The following is a 26574-nucleotide window of genomic DNA, read 5'->3' as shown; positions in this document are numbered from 1 at the left end:
TTTTAATTCAAAATAGATTATTATGGCAACATTTCTCAAAACCATTCGCAACACCGTAAAACACTGGTATATTCCGGCAATCATTGGTGCGTTATTCATTCTCCTTGGAGGCTATTTATTCACAGTTCCAGCAGCGACTTATTTAACACTGACTATATTTTTCAGTTTGACTTTCTTGTTTTCTGGGATTTTAGAAATCGTGTTTTCTGTTCAGAACAAAGACGAACTCGAAGGTTGGGGCTGGTACCTGACGAGTGGAATTTTTGGTTTACTGATTGGTCTTGTTTTAGTTGCAAAACCCGAAGTTGCTGCAACTACACTGCCGTTTTTCGTAGGATTTAGTTTGCTGTTCCGTTCTTTCCAAGGATTAGGATTTGCCTTTGAACTGAAAAATTACGGTGTCATCAAATGGGGTAATCTGGCAATTTTGAGCGTATTGGGGATAATATTCTCGTTTCTACTAATCGCTAATCCGATTTTTACAGGAATGTCATTGGTCGTATTAACAGCTTTATCGTTTATTTTTGCTGGAATATCTGCTATTGTATTGGCTTTCCAATTGAAAAAACTGAAAACACTTCCCGGCAAATTAAGAAAAGAGCTAAAAGACAAAATCGAAGATTTGAAAGAGGAGTATTACGAAGTAATTAATGGCGATAAAAATTAATTTTTTCGTTAATAGAGGACAACAAATAGATTAATATACAGACTTATATTTTAAAATAATATTATGGTATCAGTATTTAAGACCAACGTGACTAATAATCAAGAATCGAGACTTGTTATCAATCATTTAGAATGTATGTATCCTAAAATCAATATCGAATTTGACCTCGAAGATGTTGATAATATGCTGATAATCGAAGGGGATAATTATAAGGAAGATGAGATTGCTTCTCTTTTATTCAATCTTGGTTTCGGGTGTGAATTGCTGCCTTTTTAAAGTATTTAAATGAAATAGAACGTTTGGGTGATTGTTTCCGTATGCTAAAAATACAATAATAATTTGTGAAACCACCTTTATAAGATCATAAGTAAAGGTAGGGTAAAAAAATCAAACACAGTATAAATATTAGCTATTATAAAATAGCTAAAAACTAAGGAGCGCATCCAGTAATTTACTGATCGAATCAGGTACCTAGGTCATTAGAAAAGCAAGGAGAAATAATTTATGTGCTTAATATAAATATATAAATGCAACACGGAAAATACCCTTTAGGATGGTTAGATTTATTATTTAGCTAAATAGTTTTTTATTTCGATTTTTTTATTATCTTGAATTTAAGATTAGTTGCTAATCTTATGGTTGTAATTTTGATTAAACCAGACCGTTCTTTGATAGCTGAACACAGCATTATAGAAATAAATCTACCCACTTGCCTTTATCTATTTTTTGGGAGGTATCTGGGTGCATAGATGCCTAGGCATATAGGTGTATAAATATGCGTATATCTAGATGTGTAGATATCTAGGTGTATGGAGATATAGATGTCTGGGTGTTCAGATGCTTCAAAATAGAATGCCTGTTTTTTGTGTCGTTAAGGCATATTTCCGTATAACCCCTCTCTGTTGTTTCGCAATCTGCAAGTTGTGTTTTTGTACGTACAACCCTCGTACCTCGTGCTGCCCACAAAAACCTCACTTGCCATTGAACAACCACACCCCGATGGGGATTGGTAGTTCAGTGGTAGGAAAAAGGTCGCAACTCCCTTTTTCTTTATTGATACAAAACAAGAAAATGCTACAAATATGTAACAGCCCAAAATTTTACAGTTCCAAAAAATCTTCATATATTGCTTCTGTAAGTCGGAAAGGCATATTTTTGACTCCTTTATAAAGGATAGGCCCTATAACTGTTAATCAGAGGGTCGCTGGTTCGAGCCCAGCTTCAGGAGCTGAAAGCAAAAAAGATCTGCAAATTATTGCAGATCTTTTTTTGTTTCTAGCGCTTGAGTAATTGATGAAGGAAATTATTCATTTCTATTCCATCCCTAATCCCACTATTGATTTTTTAGTTTTTGATTTTAATGGATCGGAAGGAAACCTCATCGCCATGATCTTGTAATAAAATGTGACCTTCAGCGGCTTCACCGAATTTATCCCAGTCTTTATACTTACTGATTGCAACAAGGTCTTTGAACTCTTTCGAGCCACGGACATAGGATAGGACTTTTACCCCGTTGAGGAAGTAAGTTACTTTATTGTCTTTGTCCACGACAACTCGGCCACGGTTCCATTGTCCAATTGGTCTTGTTGCACCCCGACTTTTATCAGAAGTAATTAAATCATAAAGAGAGGCAATTGTGCGATTCCCCTCCCGACCAAGTTTAGCATCTGGATGTTTTTCATCATCCAGGATTTGATATTCCAAGCCGATCGCAGAACCAGAAGTTTTTTCGGCCAGGGTGACGAAGTATTTAACGCCACTGTTTGCACCCGGAGTTAATTTGAATTCGAAGGAAAGGTCGAAAACACCATACTTATCCTTAGTGATGATATCACCTCCATTGGTAGACTCGCCGCCATCAGATTTTTGTACTTTGATGATTCCATCTTTAATGGACCAACCATTAGCAGGGAAATTATCACCTTTAACACTTCTCCAACCTTCGGAGTCTTTTCCATTGAACAAAAGCTTGGTGCCATATTTTTGTTCCGTTGGACTGATGCTGTTTGGCGTCAGGTTGACGATGTATTGGTCGATTGGGTAAGGACTAGGTTTTAGATTTTCGGTTTTGATCTTAATATTTTTGAAATAGACTTTTTTTCCATCGAGATCATCGGGGATGCTGTGGACCTGTAAACCAATAAATCCAGATGCATCCAGGGTATCCACGACATAGGCAGCAGGAACTCCATTGATCCAAGATCTCAATTCATTTCCAATGGCCTCGATTCGGATATGGTTATATTCATTTTTTTTATAAACGGCTTTGGCTGGTTCGTTGAGGTCAAGGGGGTAAAGCCATCCGCGTCTTCCTTCGTCATAGACACCACCTGCCCAGGCACGAGCCGAAGGGTCGATTTCAATCTGTCTTCCATACACGCGACCTTTTCCATTATTTGCTTGCGGGTCGATATGGCTTCGGGTTTGGATTCCTGAATTAGTCTTATCACCTTCCAGCTTTACATCCAGTTCCAGGATAAAGTCGCCATATTCCTTTTCAGTGATCAAAAAAGAATTTGGAGTGCCTTTGGTCATTCTTCCGACAATTGCACCGTCTTCTACGCTATATGGGGCTGCACCACCGGCAGATTTCCATCCAGCCAGGGTCTTGCCATCAAATAAGGGTTTGAAGTCTGTGCTGGGAGGAGATTGAGCTAATACTTGAGTGGAGCACAATAGGGCTAGACCTAAGGAACCGATGGAATAAATAAGCTTGTTTCTTTTCATAATAAAATCGTGATCGTTTAAGTTTTATAGTATATCCACCTTTCAAGCCATTTAGATTGGGGAAGGAAGGTGAGGATAGAGGGGCGAAAATTTAATTTTTTTGAGGTTTATACTACAATAATAACCATTAAAAGTAATTGATAGCTAAAACGTTATATCTTTTTTTACGAAAACGTTATAGTGTTCAGAACGTTTTGATTGTTAATGTTTTAGTCTGAAAATCAATTGGTTGGGTTAATAAATTGAACTCAAAGGAAGAAAAGTATAAAAACGAATTGATATGAATTCATAAATCATTCATAGTCTTCTATTAAAATTAATTATATTGTGGAATCAACTTATCCAATATAAACATTCTATGCTATTACTAGGGATTGACTTAGGCACATCATTTATCAAGGTTTCTGTGGTAGATTCACAAACAGGGAAGCGGATTGTATCTGCACAATATCCTGAGACGGAGTCTGCGATTGTTTCACAAAAGAAAGGTTGGGCGGAACAGGATCCGTTGCTATGGTGGGAAAATACCAAAAAAGCGATTTTGAAGGCGAATGCCAGTGGTCAATATAATCCTAAAGATATTGGGGCTATTGGAATTGCCTATCAGATGCATGGTTTGGTAATTGTTGATAAAGATCAACAGCCCTTAAGGAATTCGATTATATGGTGTGATAGCCGAGCGGTTGAGATAGGGAATGCAGCATTTGAGGGATTGGGTGGCAAAGGCTTCTTAAAGTCACATTTAAATTCACCTGGGAATTTTACGGCTTCGAAATTGGCTTGGGTCAAAGAGCATGAGCCGGAAGTTTATGAGCGTATTTCAAAATTTATGCTTCCTGGAGATTATCTATGTATGTGTTTGACAAAGCAAATCAATTCTAATCCAAGTTCTATTTCAGAAGGGATTTTATGGGATTTTGAGAAAGATACCTTGTCAGATACCTTGTTGGGTTATTATGGGATTGACAAGGCGTTGGTTCCGGATATACAGCCTATTTTTTCGAATTATGGTTCCTTGGACAAGGAAGTGGCTTTAGAGTTAGGCTTGTCTGACCAGGCGATAGTGAGTTATAAAGCCGGGGATCAGCCCAATAATGCTTTGTCATTAGGGGTAATTGATGCAGGGGAGGTTGCAGCAACAGCAGGTACCTCAGGAGTGATATATGCGGTCAGCGATCAATTAATATTTGATAAAGAATCTAGGGTAAACAGTTTTGCCCACGTCAACCATACGAAGGAACAAAATAATATCGGAGTTTTGCTTTGTATCAATGGTACAGGCATTCAGAATAGCTGGATTAAGAAATTAACAGCGAAGGGTTTGGAGTATGATCAGATCAATCAGAAGGCGGCAGAAATTGAGATCGGCTCTGAAGGGATTGTGGTATTACCATTTGGGAATGGTGCTGAGCGGATGTTGAACAATAAAACCGTTCAGGGTCATCTTGAGAATTTAGATTTTGTACGACATGATCAAGCCCATTTGTGGAGAGCAGTGCAGGAGGGGATTGCTTCCTCCTTTCGTTACGGGTTAGATATTATCCGGGAGAATGAAATATTTCCTTCAGTGATCAAGGCAGGCTATGCGAATATGTTCTTGAGTGAGGTATTCCAGGAGTCTTTTGCTGGTCTGACTAACGTTCCGGTGGAGTTATATGAGAATGATGGAAGTGTAGGGGCTGCCTTGGGTGCAGGAATAGGGGCTCAGCTGTTCAAAGATAAGCAAGAGGCATTTTCAGGCTTAAAGCGAATTAAGACCATTGAGCCGAAGCATACCGATCGATATGAGGAATTGTATTCAGGTTGGAAAAAAAGTTTGTTACAGAAATTATAATCAACTAAAGTATATGAAAGTATTAACAGGATCAAAAGAGTATTTTAAGAACATCGGCCAGATTCAATATGAAGGATTAGATTCCGATAATCCATTGGCATTTCGTTGGTATGATGCGAAGAAAGTGGTTGGAGGGAAAACAATGGAAGATCATTTTAAGTTTGCTTGTGCCTATTGGCATTCGTTCAATGGGAATGGTGCAGATCCATTTGGGGGTCAAACACATTTTTTTCCATGGGATGAGAAGGCAAAGGCTTTGGACCGCGCCAAGGATAAAATGGATGCAGCATTTGAGTTTATGACGAAATTACAGATGCCATATTATTGTTTTCATGATGTTGATTTGATAGACTATGGGAATGACATCAAGGAGAATGATTCGAATTTAGAGGCTATTGTAGAATATGCTAAAGGGAAGCAAAAGGAGAGTGGTATCAAGTTATTATGGGGTACAGCAAATCTTTTCAGTCATCATCGTTACATGAATGGTGCGTCTACGAATCCGGATTTTCATGTTTTGGCCCATGCAGGAGCACAGGTAAAAGCAGCCTTAGATGCGACCATCGCCTTGAAAGGTGAGAATTATGTTTTTTGGGGTGGTAGAGAGGGATATATGACCTTGTTGAACACGAATATGAAGCGTGAGCAGGAGCATTTGGCGAAGTTTTTACATATGTCCAAGGATTACGCGCGGAGTCAAGGTTTTAAAGGCACATTTTTTATTGAGCCGAAGCCATGTGAACCAACGAAACATCAGTATGATTATGACTCAGCTACGGTGATTAGCTTTTTAAGGCAGTATGATCTAATGGATGATTTCAAGTTAAATATTGAGGTTAATCATGCTACATTGGCTGGCCATACCTTCCAGCATGAATTGCAGGTTGCTGCGGATGCGGGATTATTGGGGTCGATTGATGCCAATCGTGGAGATTATCAGAATGGATGGGATACGGATCAATTTCCATATGACTTAAATGAATTGACTGAATCCATGTTAATTATATTGGAAGCTGGCGGATTGCAAGGAGGTGGAGTGAATTTTGATGCAAAGATCCGCAGGAATTCTACCGATCCAGCGGATTTATTCTATGCACATATTGGCGGTATGGATGCATTTGCGCGAGCTTTGGTTACTGCGGATGCGATATTACAGAAGTCGGATTATAAAAAGATCCGAAAAGACCGATATTCAAGTTTTGACAGTGGGAAGGGTTCGGATTTTGAGCAGGGTAAATTGAGTTTAGAAGATTTACGTTCCTATGCTATTGAGCATGGCGAGCCCGAGATGAGAAGCGGAAGACAGGAATTTTTAGAGAATTTAGTAAACCGATATATTTAATTGGTTGGCTGGATAAAGTAATTTTCATTGGATATGAGTGGATTATAAATTAAAAGCAGTTTTTTGATAAATTTTTCAATTTTTTGTTTGGGAATTAATTATTAAAAACCTATTTTTGTACCACTTTGAAGATGAGGGCAACCTTATCCATTCAAATTCCTGAATAGCTCAGTTGGTTAGAGCATCTGACTGTTAATCAGAGGGTCGCTGGTTCGAGCCCAGCTTCAGGAGCAAGAATAAAACAAGCCGGCCAATCGCCGGCATTTTTTTTATATCAAAATTATATCCATGAGTTTAGTAATCGTTGGAACCGTTGCGTTTGATGCCATTGAAACCCCATTTGGCAAGACTGATAAAATTGTTGGCGGTGCAGCTACCTTTGCAGGTTTAGCCGCGTCCTATTTATTTCCTGATGTTAAATTAATTTCTGTTATCGGTGAGGACTTTGGCGATGATAATTTAAATATTATCAAATCAAAAGGGATCAATGTTGAGGGTGTAGAAATTATTCCTGGTGGGAAGTCATTTTTTTGGTCTGGAAAATATCATAATGATATGAACAGTCGTGATACCTTAATCACGGAGTTAAATGTATTGGCGGATTTTGATCCAAAGATTCCGGCATCTTATCAAGATTGTGAATATTTATTGTTGGGTAATCTAACACCAGCGGTTCAGATGGCGACCTTAAGTCGTTTGGAGAACAAGCCAAAGTTAGTTGTATTGGATACGATGAATTTCTGGATGGATGTAGCATTGGATGAATTGAAGGAAGTTTTGAAGAAAGTTGATGTATTGACGATCAATGATGCAGAGGCGAGACAATTGTCCGGCGAGTATTCATTGGTTAAGGCTGCTGAGAAGATTCTTCAAATGGGTCCACAATATTTGATTATCAAAAAAGGAGAGCACGGAGCCTTATTATTTGGTGAAGGGCAGATTTTTTCGGCACCAGCATTACCATTAGCGGATGTATTTGATCCAACAGGAGCAGGGGATTCCTTTGCGGGTGGATTTATAGGATATTTAGCCAAATTACAGTCAATTAACTTCACGAACATGAAGAACGCGATTATTTTTGGATCAGCGTTAGCATCATTCTGTGTTGAGAAATTTGGTACAGAGCGGTTACAGAATTTAAGTCCAGAGGACATTAGCAACCGTATTCAAGAGTTTGTTAAACTTTCAAAATTCGAGATAAGCGAATAAGCTTATCTCGAATTTTTTTTAGGTCGGCCTTTATTTTGGGAGATTCCAGAATAAGGGGTTCCCTGGCTTATTAAATAAACCTAATATTTTAAGGATATTTTTTAGAGAATTAATTCTCTTTGAATTTGTACGCTGTTAGGGTCTTTTTCATGGACTTTCTAGCAACGTGGATTCTCGTTTTTACGGTTCCTATTGGAATTTTCAGGTGTTCTGAAATTTCATGGTATTTATACCCTTCAAAATACATGGTGAACGGGACATAATATTCATCGGAAAGTTTGGAAAGCGCATAGTTAATGTCTTCCATGATGAATTTGTTTTCACCATTGTTTTTTGTTGCGGAAACCACGAGATTAATTTGAGAAATTTCTTCTTCCTTCGTGATGAAGGAATTGGTTTTTACCACACGACGGTAGTTGTTGATAAAGGTATTCTTCATGATCGTGTAAAGCCACCCTTTTAAATTTGTACCGTCTCTAAAGTTTTTGAAGTACGTGACAGCCTTCAGTAAGGTGTCTTGTACTAAGTCGTTAGCATCTTCATGATCACGGGTGAAGTTTCTGGCATAACTTCGAAGTGATTCTGAGTGCTTAACAACTAGTGAGTTAAATTCGATCTTGTTCATACAATTAGCGATTATAGTATAGTTAAATGATGCGATAAATTCAGGCAAGTGCCTGATTAGCTGAACAACCGAAACAATTATTAAGCTATAAATGTATACAAGCTTCTGCAATTCTTGTGCAGTAAATTAATAAAATTGTGGATTTTGATATTTTAGTAAAGGGTATTTTCTTTATACGAAAGGACAAGGAATGGGGGTATCGCCTTTTATTGTATTATAATCAATGATTATTGTTTTATAATAAAAAAATATGTAGTGAGGGAAAATGTGGAAAACTTTTATAATATGTTTACTTCACGTTCTAAAAGTACACCAAACTGTGTATTAACATCGTCCACAATAGTAGACGATACGTTAAATATTTCATTTCCAGTGGCATTTCCAACATTTGTAAGGACCAAAGCTTGATTTTTCCACACGGCTACTTGACCTATAGCCTTTCCTTTCCAGCCGCATTGTTCAATCAACCAGCCGGCTGCAAGTTTCTCTTGATCCGGGTCAATGCTATAATGAACAATTTGGGGAAATTGTTTTAGCAGTTCTAAAAATTTTGATTTTGAGATGATTGGGTTTTTGAAAAAGCTACCTGCATTTCCAACTGTGGAAGGGTCTGGTAATTTTTCAACGCGGATAAAAGATACTACTTCAGCGACATCTTTGATCGTTGGGTTTTGGATACTCCGGTTTTGGAGCTCGCTCTCAATAGCTCCATAGCTAGTGTTTATTTTTCCGAACAGTTCTAACTTGTAAGTAACACTACAAATGATAAAACGGCCTCTATATTCCCGCTTAAAGATGCTATCACGATAGGAAAATTGGCAATCATCATTTGTAAAGGTGACAAACTCACCTGTTAGTGTATCAAAAGCTCTACAGGAATAGAAGATATGCATGAGTTCCTGCCCATAAGCTCCAATGTTTTGGATAGGGGATGCTCCGACAGTTCCCGGGATTAGCGCCATGTTTTCAAGGCCTGGGAAATCATGGTCTATACAATACCAAACTAAATCATTCCAAACTTCCCCAGCTTCTGCAGTGACGAAAACATTATTTCCTTCAATAAAATGTTGTTTACCTTTGTTTGCAATATGGATTAATAATCCGGGGTAGTCTTTGGTAAATAGAACATTACTTCCACCTCCTAAGACAAAGAATTCTTTTTCGAATAATTTTTCGTTGAATAGATCATTCAATACGGTTTCATCCTCAACTTTTATATATTGATTAGCGATTGCCTCAATAGCGAAAGTATTCAGGTTTTTAAGGGATTTATGACTGATAATTGCGTTTTTCATTTTTTTGACCGAATCCTTTAAAAGTTCGAAAAATTAATCTATCTTAGTTTACAAGGCTGTAAAGATAGTTAATCATCAAAATATAAACTAATTTTATTGTGTATGGCAAAAAATGCGGATGCGAAAAGGGGGAAGATATTGGAGGCTGCAAAACGTAGGTTTGCGCATTATGGATTAGCTAAGACCACCATGGCGGAGATTGCTCAGGATCTCTCCTTCTCCAAGGCCTTATTATATTATTATTTTCCGGACAAGAATAGATTGTATGCTGCTGTTTTCGAGATGGCGGTAGATGAAATTATTACGGAGACAAACCAGAATATCTCTATTGCAGAGAACGTCAGTGATGCGATGGATGCATTCCTAGGCGCGAGGTTAAAGATCATCAAGGATAACTTCAATATCTTTGAATTCACCTATACATTAAGAAACGAAATTCCCACCGATATAGAAGCTATTTTACCATCCTTATTTGAGAAAGAGAAGCATTTAGTGAGTTTGATTTTGAAAAAGGGAATCGATACAGGTGAGATTGAGGTAGATGATGTTGATTTGACGGCAAAGATATTGCTGATTAGCTTATTAGGAATGCGAATAGGGATTCTACAAGAATTCAAGAATTTGTTTTTACCTCCAACGAAGGAGGAGTTTGATTATATCTTAAATCTTCAGAAAAAACTAGCCAATATCTTTATTAACGGTTTGAGAATTTAATTTTTTTCAAGGATATTTTTCACGATTAAATGGGCATGAATTCTTGAGTTTTCGATAAACCAAAGATGGGTATTTAATCCGCCACATACTACACCAGCCAAATAGAGGTTTTCAATATTTGTTTCCATGGTTTCAGGATTGTGGTCTGGGATACATGGTTCTTCAGCAGGGATATTTACACCGATTTTTTCAAGGAATTCGAAGTTTGGCCTATAACCCGTCAATGCCAGGACAAAATCGTTTTCAATTTCTACTAGACCATCAGGAGTTGAGATTTGTACTTCTTTCTCGCCTATACTCACAATATTTGATTCATAAAATACATTCACCTCGTTATTGGCGATTCTATTTTCAATATCAGGTCTTACCCAATATTTAACTCTTGGGCTAACCTCTTTTCCACGGATAACCAAGGTGACATCAGCACCTTTTCTATACGTTTCTAAGGCTGCATCAATTGAGGAGTTGCTAGCGCCTACCACAATTACCTTTTGGTTTGCATAATAATGCGGGTCCTTGTAATAATGGCGGACTTTGTTCAATTCTTCACCAGGTACTCCTAAATACATTGGGATGTCATAGAAGCCCGTGGCAACAATTACATTTTTTGCGCGATAAATTGATTTATTGGTAGTAACCTGAAAGGTGCCATCAATTTTATGGATACTGCTTACTTCTTCGAAGAGATGGGTATTGAGGTCGAATTTCTTTTCAACGCGTCGATAGTATTCTAGGGCTTCGGCACGTCTTGGTTTTGGGTTTGTGGTAACAAAAGGACAATCTCCGATTTCAAGTCTTTCCGATGTAGAAAAGAAAGTCATATTGATGGGATAATTGTATAGGGAGTTTGTTAAACAGCCTTTTTCAATGATGATATGGCTTAAGTTATTTTTTTTAGCTTCGATTCCACAAGCGATCCCAATGGGTCCGGCTCCCACAATCAAAATATCGATTAAGTTATCCATTTGCTAATTCAATTTTTTCAGGCTGGATGGATAATTCTTTTTCCATCACATCCAGGGTAGATTTGTATAAATCTGAGGAAATTTTATTTAAAAACTGCAATTGTTCTGTAATTAATTTGGATTCTTCGGGGTCCAAAGTTTCGGGTGTAATCTCGGGGAAATCCGTTACCGGAATAAATTCTTCAGCATCTTTCAGTGGAACGGCCTCGATTGACTTGCTAATATTCATGAGAATCTTTTTTAACAGAATCAAGTGTTCCTTGGTATAGTTTGTATCGGTTGCTTCCGTTAATTGGGTCAGTAAAGTTGCCCCATAGGAGGAAAGAATATGGTTCAATATGACGAGGCGGTTGACTTCTTTGGTGCTTTTTTGTCTCCATTTTGGTTCTGAGAGCATTCTTTGGAAAGTCGATCCCATATTGGCGGAGGCGATATAGAGTTCTTTTCTGGAGAGTTTATAGCTTGTTACGGTTATTTCATCGCCGGAAAGGATTCTGACAGCTTGAGCCAAGTATTTATAGTTTGCAATAAGCAGTTGTCGGACACTGGTTTTGATTTGAAAACTTTCCCAGTTTGGGAAAATAATATAGCTTGAAAGAAAGGCGATCATACCGCCAAGAAAGGTGTCAAAGATTCTTTCCTTAGCCACTTCGAAGGTATTCACTCCGGAGAAGCTAAGCATAATCAGGACGTATGGAGTCATAAACATTACCGCCATAATATAGTTCACCCTAAATAAGCTATAAGCAATCAGGAAGAAGAAGATAAGGATGATAAATCTGGCGATTTCGGAATGTACAGTCATCAGGATGATTGCACCGATGATACCGCCGATTATGGTTCCTAGGAGGCGTTGGAAATTACGTTCCTTGGTTAATCCAAACCCTGGTTTCAAGATTACCATAATGGTCAATAAAATCCAAAAGCTACCCATTGTACCAATGTTAAAGTAGTTGAGGTTGAAGACGAAATAGGTAATGGTCATAACGATGGCCATCCGAAGGGCATGTCGGAAGATACTTGAATTGAAAGATAAGTTATCTTTTAATTTTCGAGGGTCAATATGTTCAGTTTGAATAAACTTTGATGCTTCTTCAATCTCTTGTTTCTTAATGTTATTAGGACGAATTACAGTGTAATTGTAGATGTTATGAATAAAGATGCTGATGTTACGAATACTGATCAGAATCTTTTTCAAGGGTCTGGTATTAATATTTTCCTTTTTCTCAATGGCATCGATAGATCGGAGAATATTTTCAATGTCTTCTTTAAAATTGTATAGGGGCTTAGGGACTCTATTGGCATTTAATTGGTAGGCGAGGTGGTCCAATTCATTGGCTATTTTAAAGAGGATATGTTTGAAATCTTTTAGAATGCCGGTATGGCCATATTCCTTTCGGATTAATTCATAATCATAATGGGTGGTCATGGATTGTTCAAAAAGATCGACAATATCATTAAATGTCAAGGTCAGATAGCGTCCGATTTTGGTCGTATCCTTGATATTTCGTTTACTTTGGAATAGGAGGTCACGGACATTTTCTTGATGTTCATGAACTTCAATTTGTTTATCAATGAGTTTAGTATAGTTGTCATCGATAGACTTTTTGCTATCATAAAAATTGGCTCTCAATCGGATAAAGTCACCCACATGGCGGACAGTTTCTGAGAGTTCCTGTTGTGCGAGGCGATAAGGTCGGGCTTGGGTAATGGAGAAGCTAATCAACATATACCATACTGCACCGATGGTAAAGTAGAGTAGGAGCATCATTTCTTCCTGAAAAGTTTTGACATCATCCACATTGATCAACATGATTAATATCCCCATTGAACCAACTGTTGCTGCCCGTGCATTGAACACAGCAAACATGGAATACAAAAAACAGAGGAATCCAATAGCGACGGACATCATCCAGATGTTTCCATTCGCCAAGAATGTAATTACCTGGGTTAGGATACAGACAATCAGACAGGCAATCATGCCAGTACGACGGTGAGCTGGAGCGCCTGGAGTATCAGAGAGGCCAACCAAAAGAGCACCTAAGGAGATATAGGTTCCTAATAAGAATTTGCCTAAAGAAGCACAAATCAATATAGGAACAATACAGCCAATAGTGATCCGAAGGCCATCTGCAAAATACTGGCTATAAAAGAAATTACTTAGTTCTTTGGTTTTTTTCATGTTTTTGTCGAAACAAAGATACAGAAGCAGTAGTTAATTAAAGGGGTTTGCTACATGAAAATCGATAAAATTTACATTATTTTAGATTTTTAATTCCTTAATAACATTATTAAAATGTTAATTTTTCTGTTTAGTTAGTGTAAATAATACAATTAGTTGCTTAAAAATGTATTAAAATGATATATTTGTATGGATTCACTAAACTAAATCTTCAAAAACAAGATACTTACTATGAGATTAAGCCAAAAGACATTAGCTTTCCAAAATGAGGTTCTCACGCGGTTCGATTTATATAAGAGTTTGTTCTTAACCTTGCCATTTCAACGGGTCAAGCATACGGGGACGATTTTACCTTTTTTTACGACGCATTGTGAGAAGGGAGTTGAGGAGCATTTATCCCCAGAAGTTATTATCGATAGTTTCTTTGGGCAATATGAGCAATATGTTCAAGAGGATGACCGCTTAGATTTATTGTTTCGCATAGTTCAATATATTGAGCGTCAGGTGGTATTGTTTGATGCGGTTGAAGATTCAGCCTTCAAGGCAGTCGGGAAGAGCGATGAGACCGGCGGCTTGGAGTCAATTTTTAATTTGGCTCAGACGAACCCTCAATTGAAGAAACAAGTGATTTCGAGGTTGAAGGATATGTCAGTTAGATTGGTTTTAACGGCGCATCCGACCCAATTTTATCCAGGACCAGTATTATCAATTATCAATGATTTGATTGATGAATTGAAAAAGAATGATATTCCAAAGATCCATTTGTTGCTTCAGCAGTTAGGGAAGACGCCGTTTATCAATAAACAGAGTCCGACGCCAGTTGATGAGGCGATCAGTTTAGCTTGGTTTTTAGAGAATGTATTTTATTCTGTTGCATCAGGGATTGAGGCAAAGATTGAGGATGAGTTAGAGATTAATCCAAAGGATGTGGATCATCTGATCGAGCTTGGCTTCTGGCCAGGAGGAGACCGTGATGGGAATCCAAATGTAACTTGGGAGAGCACGAAAAAAGTAGCTACACTTTTGAGAACCATTCTATTTCGTTGTTATTATCGTGATTTCAGGATAGTAAAGCGTAGAATTACATTTAGAGGTGTAGAGCAATATATGGATGAGTTGCAGGATTTATTCTATGAGAATAGCTTTAATCCTGTTGATAATCCGGTGGATGAAACCGAGCGTATTTTACATAACCTAACAGAGGTTATTCGAGTGTTAAGAGAGAACCATGATGGATTATTCGTGGAGATTGTAGAAGATCTTCGTAGAAAGGTGCAGACCTTTGGTTGTTATTTTACGACTTTGGATATTCGTCAAGACAGCAGTGCCTTAAGGTCGACTTTCGATTGGTTGGTAAAAACTTATCCGAAGGAGACTGGGATAAAGTTTGAGGAGATAGAAGGCTCAGAAGAGGAGAAGGAAAATCATATTAAATTTACGGAAGCAGAACTTGATTTTGCGGATGACGTTGATCCATTGGTTATAGATACGATTCGTGTAATTCGATTGATCAAGGAGATTCAAGCTTCAGGAAGTGAGCGTGCAGTTCAACGGTTTATTATTTCCAATTGTCAGCAGGCATCAGATATTTTAGGATTGATGCAGTTGTTTTTATGGGAGGGGTGGACGAAAAAGGATTTGACGATGGATTTCGTACCGTTGTTTGAAACGGTAGATGATCTAAAACATGCTGCGGATGTAATGCGTAGTTTATATTCAAATCCAACCTACGCTTCTCACTTAAAGAAACGGGGCAACAAGCAAACGATCATGTTAGGTTTTTCAGATAGCACGAAAGATGGTGGTTATTTGATGGCGAACTGGTCAATTTATAAAGCGAAGATTGAATTGACAGCGATTTCCAGGGAGTTTGATGTTGATTTGGTATTTTTTGATGGTCGTGGAGGACCTCCGGCACGTGGTGGTGGTAAAACACAGCGTTTTTACGCTTCCATGGGTAAGGAGATTGAGAACAATCATATTCAATTGACGATTCAGGGGCAGACGATTAGTAGCCAATACGGTTCATTGGATTCTGCGAAATACAATATTGAGCAATTATTGCATGCTGGTCTGATTTCAGATTTGCAACAAAGGGTAGGCGATACGCTGACGGACAAGCAGAAGGATGTCATCGATCGAATGGCTGCTGAGAGTCATGAGAAATTCTTGGAGTTGAGGCATCATCCATTGTTCTTGAAATATTTAGAGACATTAAGTCCATTGAAATCACTTTCCAACATGAATATTTCGAGTAGACCGATGAAGCGTAATTCGGGTCGAGAGTTACGATTGGAGGATTTGCGTGCGATTAGTTTTGTGACTTCATGGAGTCAATTGAAGCAAAATATACCAGGATTTTTTGGAGTAGGTACAGCCTTGCAATGGGCGGAGGATAATAACCTGTGGTCTTATGTAAAGAATTTATATGAAACTTCAGGTATGTTCAATACGGTCATTGATAACTGTATGATGTCGATGACGAAGTCGAATTTTGAATTAACTTCCTACATGAAGGATGATCCACGATTTGGGGAATTCTGGAAGATGTTGAAGGCGGAGTTTGATTTGACGAAGAAATACTTGTTGAAATTGACGGGGATGAAGGAGTTGATGGAAAATTATCCAGTGGAGCGGGCTTCGATTTTGGAGCGGGAGAAAATAATTCTTCCATTGTTAATTATTCAGCATTATGCTATTCGTTTGCTTGAGAAGCAAGAAATGGAAGAGTCTAAGGCAGAGATTTATCGTAAATTAATTGGCCGTACCATCTATGGAGTGGTGAATGCGGGAAGAAATTTAGCTTAGATTGATTTTGAATTAAATAGAAATAGGCATAAATAGGGATATTTTCTTATTTTTGTGTGTTTTTAAAATAATAAAGCGATGAAATTAAATACATTATTAGTTGCAGGAGTTCTTGCAAGTGCTACTTTATCTTCTTGTGTTTTCAAAACAGCTGAAGAAAACCAATTGAAATACACACATACGACATTAGTGGATGGGGATGCGTATGCTTTTTTCAGACAAGTAGGGTCCATCGCACCTTATGAGGTTTCCTACGCAGAGCATGTGTCGCAAGTAGGAAATGCACAAGCAAAGGATGCAGCAGCAAAAGTGTCGAAATTTTTTGCGGATGTTCTACCACAGATGGATTCATTGGCGACTAAGTATCATGTAGATTTTCCGATTTTAGGTACAGAGAAGTACACAGGTTCGGAATCAGAGAATATAGCTGTTGAGCCCAATGCTGCGCCAGTAGTAGTTGAGGATTCAACGATTGCAGACTCAGTTGCACCAGTGGTATTACAACATGCTGCGGTTTATTCTGATCAAGCCTATTTAACTCACATTCAACATCAGGTTGCGTTGGTTAAGGAGCAATTCAGAAGATTATCTCGTAATACAAACAAAGATTTAAGAGATTTTGCACAAGCTCAAACAGAAACTGTTGCTGAGTTGTTTACTGCCGTAGGTGGTAAAGCAGATGCACATGCGCATCACTAAGCAAATATAAATGACAGAAACTAAAATAGTTACAGGAATAATGTCGTATGGAATGTCCGGAAGGGTGTTCCATGCGCCGTTTATAGAGGTTAACCCCAACTTCGAATTACGGGGTATTGTTGAGCGTTCAAAGAAGGTTGCACAATCCAAATATCCTGATATTATCAGTTATGATACGGTAGAGGAGTTATTAGAGGATCCAGCAATTGAGTTGGTGATTGTGAACACTCCGAACGACACTCATGTGGAATATGCACTTCGTGCGTTAAAGGCGGGGAAGCATGTTTTGATTGAGAAACCATTTGCGCCAACAGCTGCGGAGGCAAATGTCTTATTTCAAGTTGCAGAAGAAATGGGGCGATATATTTTGCCATTTCATAACCGTCGATTCGATGCGGACTTTCTATCGTTGAAAAAAGTCATTGAAAATAATGAGGTTGGACGACCAATAGAATTGCATCTTCGTTTTGATCGATTTAAGCCTTCGTTGGGTGCAAAGCTGTTTAAGGAAACAAAAATACCTGCCGCAGGAGTAATTTATGATTTAGGATCACATTTAGTGGATCAATGCATTTCATTGTTTGGGAAGCCGAAAGCCATGACGAAGGTTCGTGGGGTGTACCGTCCTGATTCGATTGTTGATGATTATGGCTGTATAATCTTGAATTATAAGTCGGGATTGAATGTTTATATCACGACGAGTTTATTGGTCGCGAATCCACAGGCCAGTTTTGTTCTACATGGGGCGAATGGCAGTTTTATCAAGAATAGAACCGATGTGCAGGAGGCGCAATTAATAGATGGAATGATGCCGAATAATCCAGCATTCGGAATTGAACCTGAGGACATGGAGGGTATTTTAACGAATCCAGACGAGGAAGGTAATTTACTATCGAAGTTAGTTCCTGCCGAATTAGGTTATTATATGGGTGTGTTTGATGCTGTATATGAGACTATTCGGGAGGATAAGCCATATTTTGTAACGAAGGATCAGATTTTATGGCAGCTGGAGATCTTGGAGCCAAATAAATAAATATCTATTTAATATTAAGTTTACATTTAATTAATTTTGGATTTTTAACATTGTTAAACTTTTCAAATCAAATATAACGTGAGATATGCCGCTATTGATATCGGGTCAAATGCAGTTCGCCTTCTGATTGCCGATATTATTGTAAGAGAGAACGAAATCACATTTAACAAGAACACACTACTACGCGTACCTCTACGTCTAGGGGACGATGCGTTCATTCACCATCATATTTCAGAAGGTAAATTTGAGAGCATGGTTAAGACCATGAGTGCTTTCAGAAATCTTATGGATGTTTATAAGGTTACGGACTATATGGCCTGTGCCACTTCTGCGATGCGTGATGCTGATAATGGTAAAGATGTTGTTAAAGCCTGTTCAGAAGCAGGAGTTAATATAGATATTATAGATGGTTCTATAGAAGCCCAGATTATCTACAATGTTCACAGCCATACCAGTATGGATAAGAACAAGGTTTATTTATATATCGATGTAGGTGGAGGTAGTACCGAGATCTCATTATTTGCGAATGGAGATTTAGTTGCTTCACGATCTTTTAATTTGGGTACTATTCGTATTCTAGATAATCAAGATAGTCCTGAGACTTGGGATGATATGAAATTGTGGGTTAAGAATATCACGAAGGGCTATAAGAATATTTATGGCATCGGGAGTGGGGGTAACATCAATAAACTTTCACGGTTAGCGAACGAGAAGGCAGACAAGCCAATTTCTTATGCTAAGTTAAAAGCATTATATGTTTATTTGAACTCTTATTCATTGAAGGATAGGATCAATGTGTTGGAATTGAAGCAAGACCGTGCCGACGTTATTATTCCAGCATCCGAGATCTTCTTGACAATCATGAAAGTAGGGCATTTGAAGAATATCATGGCGCCAAGAATTGGATTAGCCGATGGTATTATTCAGACTTTGATCAACAAAAATCTTAAGAAGGAAAAGGTTTAAAATCGTTGCAAAAATCAAAATAAAGATTATTTTTGCGATGTCTAAGCCCAGGTGGCGAAATTGGTAGACGCACCATCTTGAGGGGGTGGCGCCTGTATGGGTGTGGCAGTTCGAATCTGCTCCTGGGCACCCTGAAAATATTAAAGGTCGAGGATTTTCCTCGACCTTTTTTTATGGACTAATCCCATTATTCCGAATTCAAAATCTCTTCAACCATGAATATTCATTATATTTAAGTAAAGTATACCTATGCCTGATTTTTAAACTGTAATTATCGAATTGGAGGATTAAGAATCTACACACAACATAACAACCTTATCAAGATGAAAAGACGTGGATTTATAGAAGCATTAGCTTTAGGAACAGGGCTTTCACTAAGTTCTTCGAGTGTTGCCTCAGGATTTGGCTTAGTTCCCCATGCGGAAGCTGATCAATATGAAGGGCAGGAATTGAAGGCTGATTTGGTGATTGTTGGTGCCGGTTTAGGAGGTTTTGCTGCAGCCTTAGCGGCCTTGAGAAATGGTGAAACAGTGGTCTTGACGGAGGAGACGGATTGGATCGGAGGACAACTGACTCAACAAGGAGTACCTCCTGATGAACATCAATGGATTGAAACCCATGGTGCACCAGTTTCCTATCGTAATTTTCGAAATGCTGTTCGGTCCTATTATAAAGCGTATTATCCTTTGACTGCTGAAGCGAAGTCAAGGGAGAATTTAAATCCGGGGGATGGGGCAGTTTCGCGATTGTGCCATGAGCCAAAGGTTGCCTTGGCCATCATGGAAAGTTGGCTGCAACCTTATATTAGTTCAGGGAGATTGACTCTGCTGTTAAATTATTTCCCCTTTCGGGCAAATGTGAGTGGAAATCAAGTTGAAGAGGTAAGTGTCAAGCATGGAAAAACCGGTCAAATCATTGCGTTAAGATCCAAATATTTCGTGGATGCCACTGAACTCGGGGATTTATTGCCATTGACAAAGACCGAATATAGAACTGGGACGGAGTCAAAGGCTGAGTTCAATGAATTGCATGCTCCAGAACAAGCTGATAACCTGGATAATCAATCTTTTACCGTTTGTTTTGCTATGGATTATGTTCCGGGAGAAAACCATACCATACCCAAGCCTAAGGATTATGATTTTTGGAAAAATTATATTCCGAATATCAAGCCAGCCTGGTCAGGCAAACTACTTTCCTTATCCTATTCCAATCCACAAACCCTAGAACCGAAGACCTTGGGTTTTCATCCAGAAGGAAAATCGACTGGAGATCAATTAAACCTTTGGAATTATCGCAGAATTATCCATAAACACAATTTTGATAAGGGGGTTTATGCTGGTGATATCACCATAGTGAATTGGCCCCAGAATGATTATATGTTAGGGAACTTGATTGATGTACCTAGGAAGGAATTTGACAAGCATGTTGCTGCTGCCAAGCAATTGAGTTTATCGCTATTGTATTGGCTACAAACGGAGGTTGAAAATGAAGAAGGAGGAAAAGGATGGCCAGGAATCCGGCTGAGGAAGGATATTATGGGGACGGAGGATGGTATGGCGAAATATCCCTATATACGTGAGTCTAGGCGGATCAAGGCTGAATTTACAGTAACCGAACAGCATGTTGGGAAAGAAAACCGGAAGATAAGTGCACAAGCAAATGAAGATTCTGAGAGGGCTGTAAATTTTGAAGATTCCGTTGGAATCGGATATTATCATATAGACTTGCACCCTACGCAAAGAAGAAATTATGTAGACTTTCCTTCCTTGCCCTTTCAGATTCCGCTAGGGGCATTAATCCCTATCCGAATGGATAATTTACTTCCGGCCAATAAAAATATCGGGACAACGCATATTACGAATGGCTGTTACCGACTCCATCCGGTGGAATGGAGTATTGGAGAAGCGGTTGGGTTATTGGTTAATTTCGCAAAGAAGAAAGCTGTGACCCCAAGACAGGTTCGGTCTGATAAAACATTATTGAGAGAATTTCAAGATTTTATCCGAAGTCAAGGAGTTGAAACGGAATGGAAATAAGGATTATACTGATGCAAAAAACCTTTGCTTTTCGAGAGGAAGGCAAAGGTTTTTTTTATGGGGTTCAAATTGAAATGTTATAGTTTATTGGCTTTTACCGTGATTTCCGCGATGTCCAAAACTTTGATTTCATTTTCCAATTCTTTCACTTTAACACCATCGCTTAGCATGGTCATACAGAATGGACAAGCTGCTGCGACGATTTTCGCTTCAGATTCAATAACGTCCTCAATACGTTCCACATTGATATCCTTATTACCTTTTTCAGGTTCTTTGAACATCTGCGCACCACCTGCACCACAGCATAGACCATTGGATTTACAGCGTTTTATTTCCACAAGGTCCGCATCTAATACCTCTAGAACCTTACGAGGAGCTTCATAAACATCATTGCCACGACCTAAATAACAAGGATCATGATAGGTGATTTTTTTGCCTTTGAATTCATTACCATCAGCAGGTTTTAATTTACCTTCATCGATTAAAGATTGGATCAGTTGGCTATGGTGGATTACTTCGTAGTTACCACCTAAGCTAGGATATTCATTCTTAATCGTATTGAAACAATGCGGGCAAGCCGTTACGATTTTTTTGATTTCATAGCCATCCAATACCTGAATGTTCATCATGGCTTGCATCTGGAATAGGAATTCATTTCCAGCCCTTTTCGCAGGGTCTCCAGTACAGCTTTCTTCAGTTCCTAAAATGGCATATTTAATTCCTACATGTTGTAGGATTTTGCAGATATCTCTAGTTATGCGTTGCGCACGCTCATCGAAGCTACCAGCACAACCTACCCAAAACAATAAATCTGGACTTTCGCCTTTAGCTACAAGTTCTGCTACGGTAGGTATATGTAATTGATTTTCCATGTTAATACAATTTATTGATTTGTCCAATTTGCTCTATCAGCTTGGGAATATTTCCAAGGAGCGCCATTGTTTTCAAGGTTAGAAAACATATTGTTGATACTTGATGGAGCTTGAGATTCCTCCATTACAGCAAATTGTCTAAGTCCGATAATAATTTCTAAAGGGTTGATGTTGACTGGGCATTGCTCCACACAAGCATTACAGCTTGTACAAGCCCAGATTTCCTCGCGAGTGATATAAGTGTCCAATAATGACTTTCCATCATCTACGAAGCTTCCATTCTTGTCAATATTTTTACCAACCTCATCAACGCGGTCTCTGGTATCCATCATGATTTTACGTGGAGACAAGAGTTTACCTGTGATGTTAGCCGGACATGAAGAGGTACAACGGCCACATTCGGTACAGGTATAAGCATCCAATAGGTTTTTCCAAGTCAGGTCCTGAACATCTTTTACACCGAAACGACTAGGTTCGCCGGATGGAGGAGGTAGACTAGGATCCAACATTACTTTTACCTCATCCGTTACAGATGGCATATTGTTAAGTTCTCCCTTTGGTTCCAGGTTCGAGAAATAAGTATTTGGGAATGCCAGCAGGATATGCAAATGCTTGGAGATTGGTAGATAGTTAAGAAATGCCAAGACCCCAATGATATGGAACCACCAGCTGAATCTTTCTATCGCAATCAGGTTAGATGCTGAATCTGGCAATATTCCTACTAAATAAGAGCTGATGGGGAATGATCCAACGGCATGGTATCCTTCAACGTTTAATAATTGAAGCTTAAAATCCGCAGCATTCATGGTTAAGAAAGCCGCCATCAATAAGATTTCTGCGGTTAAGATTAAATTAGCATCTGTTTTTGGCCAATTGTTAAGTTCAGATTGGTTGAGGCGTTTTACTTTGACAATGTTTCTGCGAATTGCAAAGACAACACATCCTAATAACACCAAGAATGCCAGTATTTCAAATGAGAAAATTAGGAAGTCATAAAATCCACCTAGCACATCCGCAAGTACCCGATGGGTTCCAAAAAGACCATCAATAACAATTTCAAGCATTTCGATATTGATGATTACGAATCCTACATAAACAAAAAGATGCAGTAGGGCAGGGATGGGTCTTTTGAACATTTTCTTTTGACCGAAGGCGACCAAAAGCATAATTTTTAATCTTTCAGCAGGACGGTCAGAGCGGTCAGTTGCTTTTCCTAGTTTGATATTTCTATAAATCTTACTTGCGTTTTTATAGAAAAGAACGAGGGCAGCTATGAAGATAATACCAAAAATGAGTTGACTTATCATAGTTTAATACTTAGGTTAACAAATATAATTAATCCCATTATACTATGCATGCATAATAAATTATTTAGACAGATTAAAAATAAATGACGGGAACAAATAAGCTTTAAATCCCTAAAAATCAAGTTAAGTATAATAATTGATACAACAAAAGGCGTTAAAAATTAGGTGTGGTTTTGTATATTGCATGTTCTATCAACCTAGTGAAAACATTGGCACCTGTATTCCTTATTGACGATTGCTTGATAGGATTATTCATGGATACAGGTTAGTAAACAACAATAAAAATAGAGATGGCAAATAGTTCGAACACCTATGATGTAATTGTCATTGGTTCAGGTATTTCAGGGGGCTGGGCGGCAAAGGAATTCTGTGAGAAGGGTTTTAAGACCTTGGTCTTGGAGCGTGGGTTTGACGTTCAGCATGTTAAGGATTATCCGACGGCGTATATGGATCCTTGGCAATTTGATCACCATAATAAGGTTTCCTTAAAGATTCGAGAAGAGAATCCGATTACGGCGAAATGTTATGCTTTCAATGAGGATGCCATGCATTTTTTTACGAAGGATAAGGATCAGGAGTATGTTCAGGAGAAGCCATTTGATTGGATCCGTGGATATCATGTTGGTGGGAAGTCCTTATTGTGGGCGCGACAGGTTCAACGTTGGAGTGACTATGACTTCGAAGGACCGGCACGAGATGGCTTTGCGGTAGATTGGCCGATTCGATACGCTGATATTGCTCCTTGGTACAGTTATGTTGAGAAATTTATTGGAGTTTCCGGAAATAGGGATGGAAATTCAGCAATGCCGGACGGGGAGTTTCTGCCAGCATTTGATTTAAATGCGGTGGAGCAGATGATTCAGAAGAAGATTCCATTGAAATATTCTGATCGGCAAGTAATAGCAGGGCGATGTGCGCATATTACAGATCCCCAACCCATACATATTGAACAAGGACGTACTAAGTGTCAGAACCGGACGATGTGTCAAAGAGGCTGTCCTTTTGGGGGTTATTTCAGCTCAAATGCATCAACCTTGCCTTGGGCGGCAAAGACTGGAAATTTGACCATGAGACCCAACTCTATCGTTGAATCCATTATTTATGATGAGGACAAGCAACGGGCATCAGGGGTTAGGATAATAGATGCAGAGTCTGGGAAAACCTCCGAGTATTTTGCGAAGGTAATATTTGTAAATGCCTCAGCTATTGCTAGTAATCAGATACTATTGAACTCTACATCCAATCGTTTCCCGAATGGTTTAGGAAATGATTCAGGCGTATTAGGGAAATATATAGCCTTTCATAATTACCTGGGATCTATTTCGGCGAATATTGAAGGCTTTGAGGATATGTATTATTATGGGCGAAGGCCTACGCAGCCGATTATTCCGAATTTCAGGAACGTGAAGAAACAAGAGATGGATTTTCAACGTGGATATGCATCTTTTTTTGGGACTTATCGTGGTAGGGGTGGAAATAGTGAGATGCAGGTAGGCGGAAGCTTTAAGGATAGTTTATCTGAAGTCGGTGGTTGGGGAATCGGGATGATGATGCAAGGAGAAACCATTCCTAAGGAAGAAAACCATGTGCGCTTAAGTTCGGACTTAAAAGATAAGTTTGGAATGGCACAGATGGTATTTAATGTTGGTTATGATGATAATGATCAGAAAAGTATGCAGGATTTCCTGGATCAAGGTTCAGAGATGCTGGAATATATTGGAGCAAAGAATATCAGTCAACATAATAGTCAACAAAATCCAGGTTTAGATATCCACGAAATGGGGGGAGCGAGGATGGGCTTAGACCCGAAGACGTCCATATTGAACAAATGGAATCAAATGCATCTCTGTAAGAATGTGTTTGTGACAGACGGAGCTAGCATGACTTCCACTGGAACGCAAAACCCTTCATTGACCTATATGGCGATGACAGCTCGATCTGCCAACTATGCCATGGAAGAAATGAAAAAAGGAAATCTATAAATCAATATAAGACATAAAAAAAGGATCAACTCATCGTTGATCCTTTTTTTATGTCTTGCTTTCTAAGAATTATTTCTTCGGAGCAGCAGCTGGTGCAGCAGCAGAAACACCTAATTTAGCTTTGATGTCTGCAGTTAAGTCGTCACCACCTTGGAAGTAAGGAACACCACCACTAGAGATGTCTAATACGTAAGCATAACCTTTATCTTTAGCCACGGTATTGATAGCTGTCATTACTTTTTGCTCGATAGGAGCATATAACTCTTGTTGTTTTTTACCGATTTCTTCTTGTGCAGCTTGTTGAACACTTTGGATACGAGTTTCCATTTCACGCATTTTGTTAGCGATCGCTTGAACTTCAGCATCTACAGTTTCTTTATTTGCTTCACTGCGGTTTCTGATTTTTTCGTTTGCGTTGTTTTGCTCTTTTTGGTACTCACTGATCATCCCTTGAATTTCTTTTTGTTTAGTTTCTTGCAAGGTTTTCATTTGAGTTTCAGCAGCTTTGAACTCGTTAGTAGACTGAACAATTTCAGCTGTGTTGATGTGTCCAATTTTTTGTTGTGCATTGACAGTATTTCCTGCCAATAAAATTCCTGATGCTAATACTACACTTTTCAATAAATTTTTCATGCTTTTTTTGTTAGTCTTATATTTTACTGATATAAGGAAATTTTCTTGTTTTATGTTAAATAATAAAATTAGTTTGCAATTATAATAAAAATTATTAGTTCGCTAAAGAAGGATTAGGTTTCAAACCTAATTTAGTGATAACATCGTTACTTTTATCCAAGTTTGGGTTGGCATAAAGGAAAGTATTTTCACTTCTTTTATCCATAATGAAATCAAACTGACCAGCAGCAGCCACATCTTTGATAGCTTTATCTACTCTAGCCTGAATAGGTTTCATCAAGTTTTCACGTTGTTTAAAAAGGTCTCCTTCGAAACCGAATTTAGTACGTTGGAACTCTTTTACGGCTTTTTCTTTATTTACGATTTCATCTTCACGACGTCTGCGCATATCTTGGTTCAAGTTTGCTTGATCCTTTTGATAAGCTTGATACATACGTTCAATTTCATCGAATTGTTTATCAACTTCAGCTTGCCATTGCTTAGACTGGTCATCTAGTTGTTTTTGGGCTGAATTATATTCTGGAATATGTTTCATTACATATTCTGAATCCACATATGCTAATTTTTGGGCAAAAGAAACTGAACCCAACATGGTTAACATCACGATTAATATTCCTATTCTTTTCATCGACATATTATTTTTTAAATTCTATGTTTAAGACAATTCAAATGTTAAAA

21 protein-coding genes and 2 tRNA genes are annotated in these 26574 nt (G+C 38.4%); 14 read left to right on the top strand and 9 right to left on the bottom strand.

The genetic code is table 11. The annotated features are described in order from the left end of the window. Positions 1-22: 22 nt before the first annotated feature. Positions 23-667, top strand: coding sequence for an HdeD family acid-resistance protein (locus tag ACF3OC_RS14705; RefSeq protein WP_099371733.1), 645 nt, complete (start codon positions 23-25; stop codon positions 665-667). 63 nt (positions 668-730) lie between these two features. Continuing rightward, the gene (locus ACF3OC_RS14700) at positions 731-943 is read left to right on the top strand and encodes a hypothetical protein (RefSeq protein ID WP_118194049.1); all 213 of its coding nucleotides are present in this window, start codon (positions 731-733) and stop codon (positions 941-943) included. 1068 nt (positions 944-2011) lie between these two features. On the opposite strand, the gene ACF3OC_RS14695 is transcribed toward ACF3OC_RS14700, so the two are convergent. Beyond that, a complete protein-coding gene (locus ACF3OC_RS14695) occupies positions 2012-3394 on the bottom strand; it encodes a DUF1080 domain-containing protein (protein ID WP_392469622.1) in 1383 nt (460 codons plus the stop codon). Between the two features lie 358 nt (positions 3395-3752). On the opposite strand from ACF3OC_RS14695, the gene ACF3OC_RS14690 reads away from it, so the two are divergent. The 4 genes from ACF3OC_RS14690 (at position 3753) to ACF3OC_RS14675 (ending at position 7779) form a co-directional block, all read left to right on the top strand. After that, the gene (locus ACF3OC_RS14690; RefSeq protein ID WP_392469620.1) at positions 3753-5228 is read left to right on the top strand and encodes a xylulokinase; all 1476 of its coding nucleotides are present in this window, start codon (positions 3753-3755) and stop codon (positions 5226-5228) included. Between the two features lie 13 nt (positions 5229-5241). Beyond that, a complete protein-coding gene (gene xylA, locus ACF3OC_RS14685; protein ID WP_392469618.1) occupies positions 5242-6570 on the top strand; it encodes a xylose isomerase in 1329 nt (442 codons plus the stop codon). 157 nt (positions 6571-6727) lie between these two features. Then, positions 6728-6801, top strand: a tRNA-Asn gene (locus ACF3OC_RS14680). 57 nt (positions 6802-6858) lie between these two features. Continuing rightward, a complete protein-coding gene (locus tag ACF3OC_RS14675; RefSeq protein WP_094279899.1) occupies positions 6859-7779 on the top strand; it encodes a PfkB family carbohydrate kinase in 921 nt (306 codons plus the stop codon). A gap of 109 nt (positions 7780-7888) precedes the next feature. On the opposite strand, the gene ACF3OC_RS14670 is transcribed toward ACF3OC_RS14675, so the two are convergent. Together ACF3OC_RS14670 and murB are read right to left on the bottom strand one after the other, a co-directional pair. Then, the gene (locus tag ACF3OC_RS14670; RefSeq protein ID WP_094256138.1) at positions 7889-8404 is read right to left on the bottom strand and encodes an RNA polymerase sigma factor; all 516 of its coding nucleotides are present in this window, start codon (positions 8402-8404) and stop codon (positions 7889-7891) included. Between the two features lie 278 nt (positions 8405-8682). Continuing rightward, entirely contained in the window at positions 8683-9699 is a 1017-nt protein-coding gene (murB, locus tag ACF3OC_RS14665; RefSeq protein WP_392469615.1) for a UDP-N-acetylmuramate dehydrogenase, read from the bottom strand. A 102-nt stretch (positions 9700-9801) separates the two neighbouring features. Between murB and ACF3OC_RS14660 the strand changes: the two genes are divergently transcribed. Beyond that, the gene (locus ACF3OC_RS14660; protein WP_392469613.1) at positions 9802-10413 is read left to right on the top strand and encodes a TetR/AcrR family transcriptional regulator; all 612 of its coding nucleotides are present in this window, start codon (positions 9802-9804) and stop codon (positions 10411-10413) included. On the opposite strand, the gene ACF3OC_RS14655 is transcribed toward ACF3OC_RS14660, so the two are convergent. Beyond that, positions 10410-11378, bottom strand: coding sequence for a YpdA family putative bacillithiol disulfide reductase (locus ACF3OC_RS14655; RefSeq protein ID WP_392469611.1), 969 nt, complete (start codon positions 11376-11378; stop codon positions 10410-10412). The genes ACF3OC_RS14660 and ACF3OC_RS14655 overlap by 4 nt on opposite strands. Next, entirely contained in the window at positions 11371-13560 is a 2190-nt protein-coding gene (locus ACF3OC_RS14650) for an FUSC family membrane protein (RefSeq protein ID WP_392469609.1), read from the bottom strand. Before ACF3OC_RS14650 ends, ACF3OC_RS14655 begins: the two co-directional genes overlap by 8 nt. Before the next feature lie 231 nt (positions 13561-13791). Here ACF3OC_RS14650 and ACF3OC_RS14645 point away from each other — a divergent pair, with 231 nt between their 5' ends. From ACF3OC_RS14645 to ACF3OC_RS14620, 6 genes are all read left to right on the top strand, one after another. Further along, on the top strand, positions 13792-16368 hold the full coding sequence (locus tag ACF3OC_RS14645; protein ID WP_392469607.1) for a phosphoenolpyruvate carboxylase: 2577 nt from the start codon (positions 13792-13794) through the stop codon (positions 16366-16368). A 78-nt stretch (positions 16369-16446) separates the two neighbouring features. After that, the gene (locus ACF3OC_RS14640; protein WP_392469605.1) at positions 16447-17067 is read left to right on the top strand and encodes a hypothetical protein; all 621 of its coding nucleotides are present in this window, start codon (positions 16447-16449) and stop codon (positions 17065-17067) included. 10 nt (positions 17068-17077) lie between these two features. After that, positions 17078-18100 (top strand): Gfo/Idh/MocA family oxidoreductase, encoded by a 1023-nt coding sequence (locus tag ACF3OC_RS14635; RefSeq protein ID WP_392469603.1) that lies wholly within the window; start codon positions 17078-17080, stop codon positions 18098-18100. A 78-nt stretch (positions 18101-18178) separates the two neighbouring features. Continuing rightward, a complete protein-coding gene (locus ACF3OC_RS14630) occupies positions 18179-19066 on the top strand; it encodes an exopolyphosphatase (protein WP_094256130.1) in 888 nt (295 codons plus the stop codon). A gap of 45 nt (positions 19067-19111) precedes the next feature. Beyond that, positions 19112-19195 (top strand) — tRNA-Leu (locus ACF3OC_RS14625). Positions 19196-19389: 194 nt separating this feature from the next. Then, positions 19390-21102, top strand: a complete 1713-nt coding sequence (locus ACF3OC_RS14620) for an FAD-dependent oxidoreductase (RefSeq protein WP_392469601.1) — start codon at positions 19390-19392, stop codon at positions 21100-21102. A gap of 77 nt (positions 21103-21179) precedes the next feature. On the opposite strand, the gene ACF3OC_RS14615 is transcribed toward ACF3OC_RS14620, so the two are convergent. Together ACF3OC_RS14615 and ACF3OC_RS14610 are read right to left on the bottom strand one after the other, a co-directional pair. After that, entirely contained in the window at positions 21180-21974 is a 795-nt protein-coding gene (locus ACF3OC_RS14615) for a (Fe-S)-binding protein (RefSeq protein WP_392469599.1), read from the bottom strand. Between the two features lie 11 nt (positions 21975-21985). Next, positions 21986-23281, bottom strand: coding sequence for a 4Fe-4S dicluster domain-containing protein (locus ACF3OC_RS14610; protein WP_392469597.1), 1296 nt, complete (start codon positions 23279-23281; stop codon positions 21986-21988). A 290-nt stretch (positions 23282-23571) separates the two neighbouring features. Between ACF3OC_RS14610 and ACF3OC_RS14605 the strand changes: the two genes are divergently transcribed. Continuing rightward, the gene (locus ACF3OC_RS14605; RefSeq protein WP_392469595.1) at positions 23572-25263 is read left to right on the top strand and encodes a GMC oxidoreductase; all 1692 of its coding nucleotides are present in this window, start codon (positions 23572-23574) and stop codon (positions 25261-25263) included. A gap of 69 nt (positions 25264-25332) precedes the next feature. Here the strand turns inward: ACF3OC_RS14605 and ACF3OC_RS14600 are convergent, their stop codons facing one another. Both ACF3OC_RS14600 and ACF3OC_RS14595 read right to left on the bottom strand, forming a co-directional pair. Then, on the bottom strand, positions 25333-25884 hold the full coding sequence (locus ACF3OC_RS14600) for an OmpH family outer membrane protein (protein ID WP_229678364.1): 552 nt from the start codon (positions 25882-25884) through the stop codon (positions 25333-25335). 106 nt (positions 25885-25990) lie between these two features. Continuing rightward, on the bottom strand, positions 25991-26524 hold the full coding sequence (locus ACF3OC_RS14595; RefSeq protein ID WP_094256277.1) for an OmpH family outer membrane protein: 534 nt from the start codon (positions 26522-26524) through the stop codon (positions 25991-25993). Positions 26525-26574 lie beyond the last annotated feature (50 nt).

The organism is Sphingobacterium cellulitidis (genome assembly GCF_043187465.1).
GTDB classification, from domain to species: Bacteria; Bacteroidota; Bacteroidia; order Sphingobacteriales; family Sphingobacteriaceae; genus Sphingobacterium; species Sphingobacterium cellulitidis.
The sequence above is the reverse complement of the archived record's forward strand: the minus strand, read 5'-3'. Positions and strand labels throughout refer to the sequence as shown.

What these genes read in the sequence shown, in the direction of transcription:
- ACF3OC_RS14675 (WP_094279899.1), top strand. Translation starts at nt 6,859, where the DNA reads ATGAGTTTAGTAATCGTTGGAACCGTTGCGTTTGATGCCATTGAAACC.
- ACF3OC_RS14650 (WP_392469609.1), bottom strand. Translation starts at nt 13,560, where the DNA reads ATGAAAAAAACCAAAGAACTAAGTAATTTCTTTTATAGCCAGTATTTT.
- ACF3OC_RS14635 (WP_392469603.1), top strand. Translation starts at nt 17,078, where the DNA reads ATGACAGAAACTAAAATAGTTACAGGAATAATGTCGTATGGAATGTCC.
- xylA (WP_392469618.1), top strand. Translation starts at nt 5,242, where the DNA reads ATGAAAGTATTAACAGGATCAAAAGAGTATTTTAAGAACATCGGCCAG.
- ACF3OC_RS14595 (WP_094256277.1), bottom strand. Translation starts at nt 26,524, where the DNA reads ATGAAAAGAATAGGAATATTAATCGTGATGTTAACCATGTTGGGTTCA.
- ACF3OC_RS14610 (WP_392469597.1), bottom strand. Translation starts at nt 23,281, where the DNA reads ATGATAAGTCAACTCATTTTTGGTATTATCTTCATAGCTGCCCTCGTT.
- ACF3OC_RS14670 (WP_094256138.1), bottom strand. Translation starts at nt 8,404, where the DNA reads ATGAACAAGATCGAATTTAACTCACTAGTTGTTAAGCACTCAGAATCA.
- ACF3OC_RS14655 (WP_392469611.1), bottom strand. Translation starts at nt 11,378, where the DNA reads ATGGATAACTTAATCGATATTTTGATTGTGGGAGCCGGACCCATTGGG.
- ACF3OC_RS14690 (WP_392469620.1), top strand. Translation starts at nt 3,753, where the DNA reads ATGCTATTACTAGGGATTGACTTAGGCACATCATTTATCAAGGTTTCT.
- murB (WP_392469615.1), bottom strand. Translation starts at nt 9,699, where the DNA reads ATGAAAAACGCAATTATCAGTCATAAATCCCTTAAAAACCTGAATACT.
- ACF3OC_RS14620 (WP_392469601.1), top strand. Translation starts at nt 19,390, where the DNA reads ATGAAAAGACGTGGATTTATAGAAGCATTAGCTTTAGGAACAGGGCTT.
- ACF3OC_RS14705 (WP_099371733.1), top strand. Translation starts at nt 23, where the DNA reads ATGGCAACATTTCTCAAAACCATTCGCAACACCGTAAAACACTGGTAT.
- ACF3OC_RS14640 (WP_392469605.1), top strand. Translation starts at nt 16,447, where the DNA reads ATGAAATTAAATACATTATTAGTTGCAGGAGTTCTTGCAAGTGCTACT.
- ACF3OC_RS14660 (WP_392469613.1), top strand. Translation starts at nt 9,802, where the DNA reads ATGGCAAAAAATGCGGATGCGAAAAGGGGGAAGATATTGGAGGCTGCA.
- ACF3OC_RS14615 (WP_392469599.1), bottom strand. Translation starts at nt 21,974, where the DNA reads ATGGAAAATCAATTACATATACCTACCGTAGCAGAACTTGTAGCTAAA.
- ACF3OC_RS14695 (WP_392469622.1), bottom strand. Translation starts at nt 3,394, where the DNA reads ATGAAAAGAAACAAGCTTATTTATTCCATCGGTTCCTTAGGTCTAGCC.
- ACF3OC_RS14700 (WP_118194049.1), top strand. Translation starts at nt 731, where the DNA reads ATGGTATCAGTATTTAAGACCAACGTGACTAATAATCAAGAATCGAGA.
- ACF3OC_RS14645 (WP_392469607.1), top strand. Translation starts at nt 13,792, where the DNA reads ATGAGATTAAGCCAAAAGACATTAGCTTTCCAAAATGAGGTTCTCACG.
- ACF3OC_RS14605 (WP_392469595.1), top strand. Translation starts at nt 23,572, where the DNA reads ATGGCAAATAGTTCGAACACCTATGATGTAATTGTCATTGGTTCAGGT.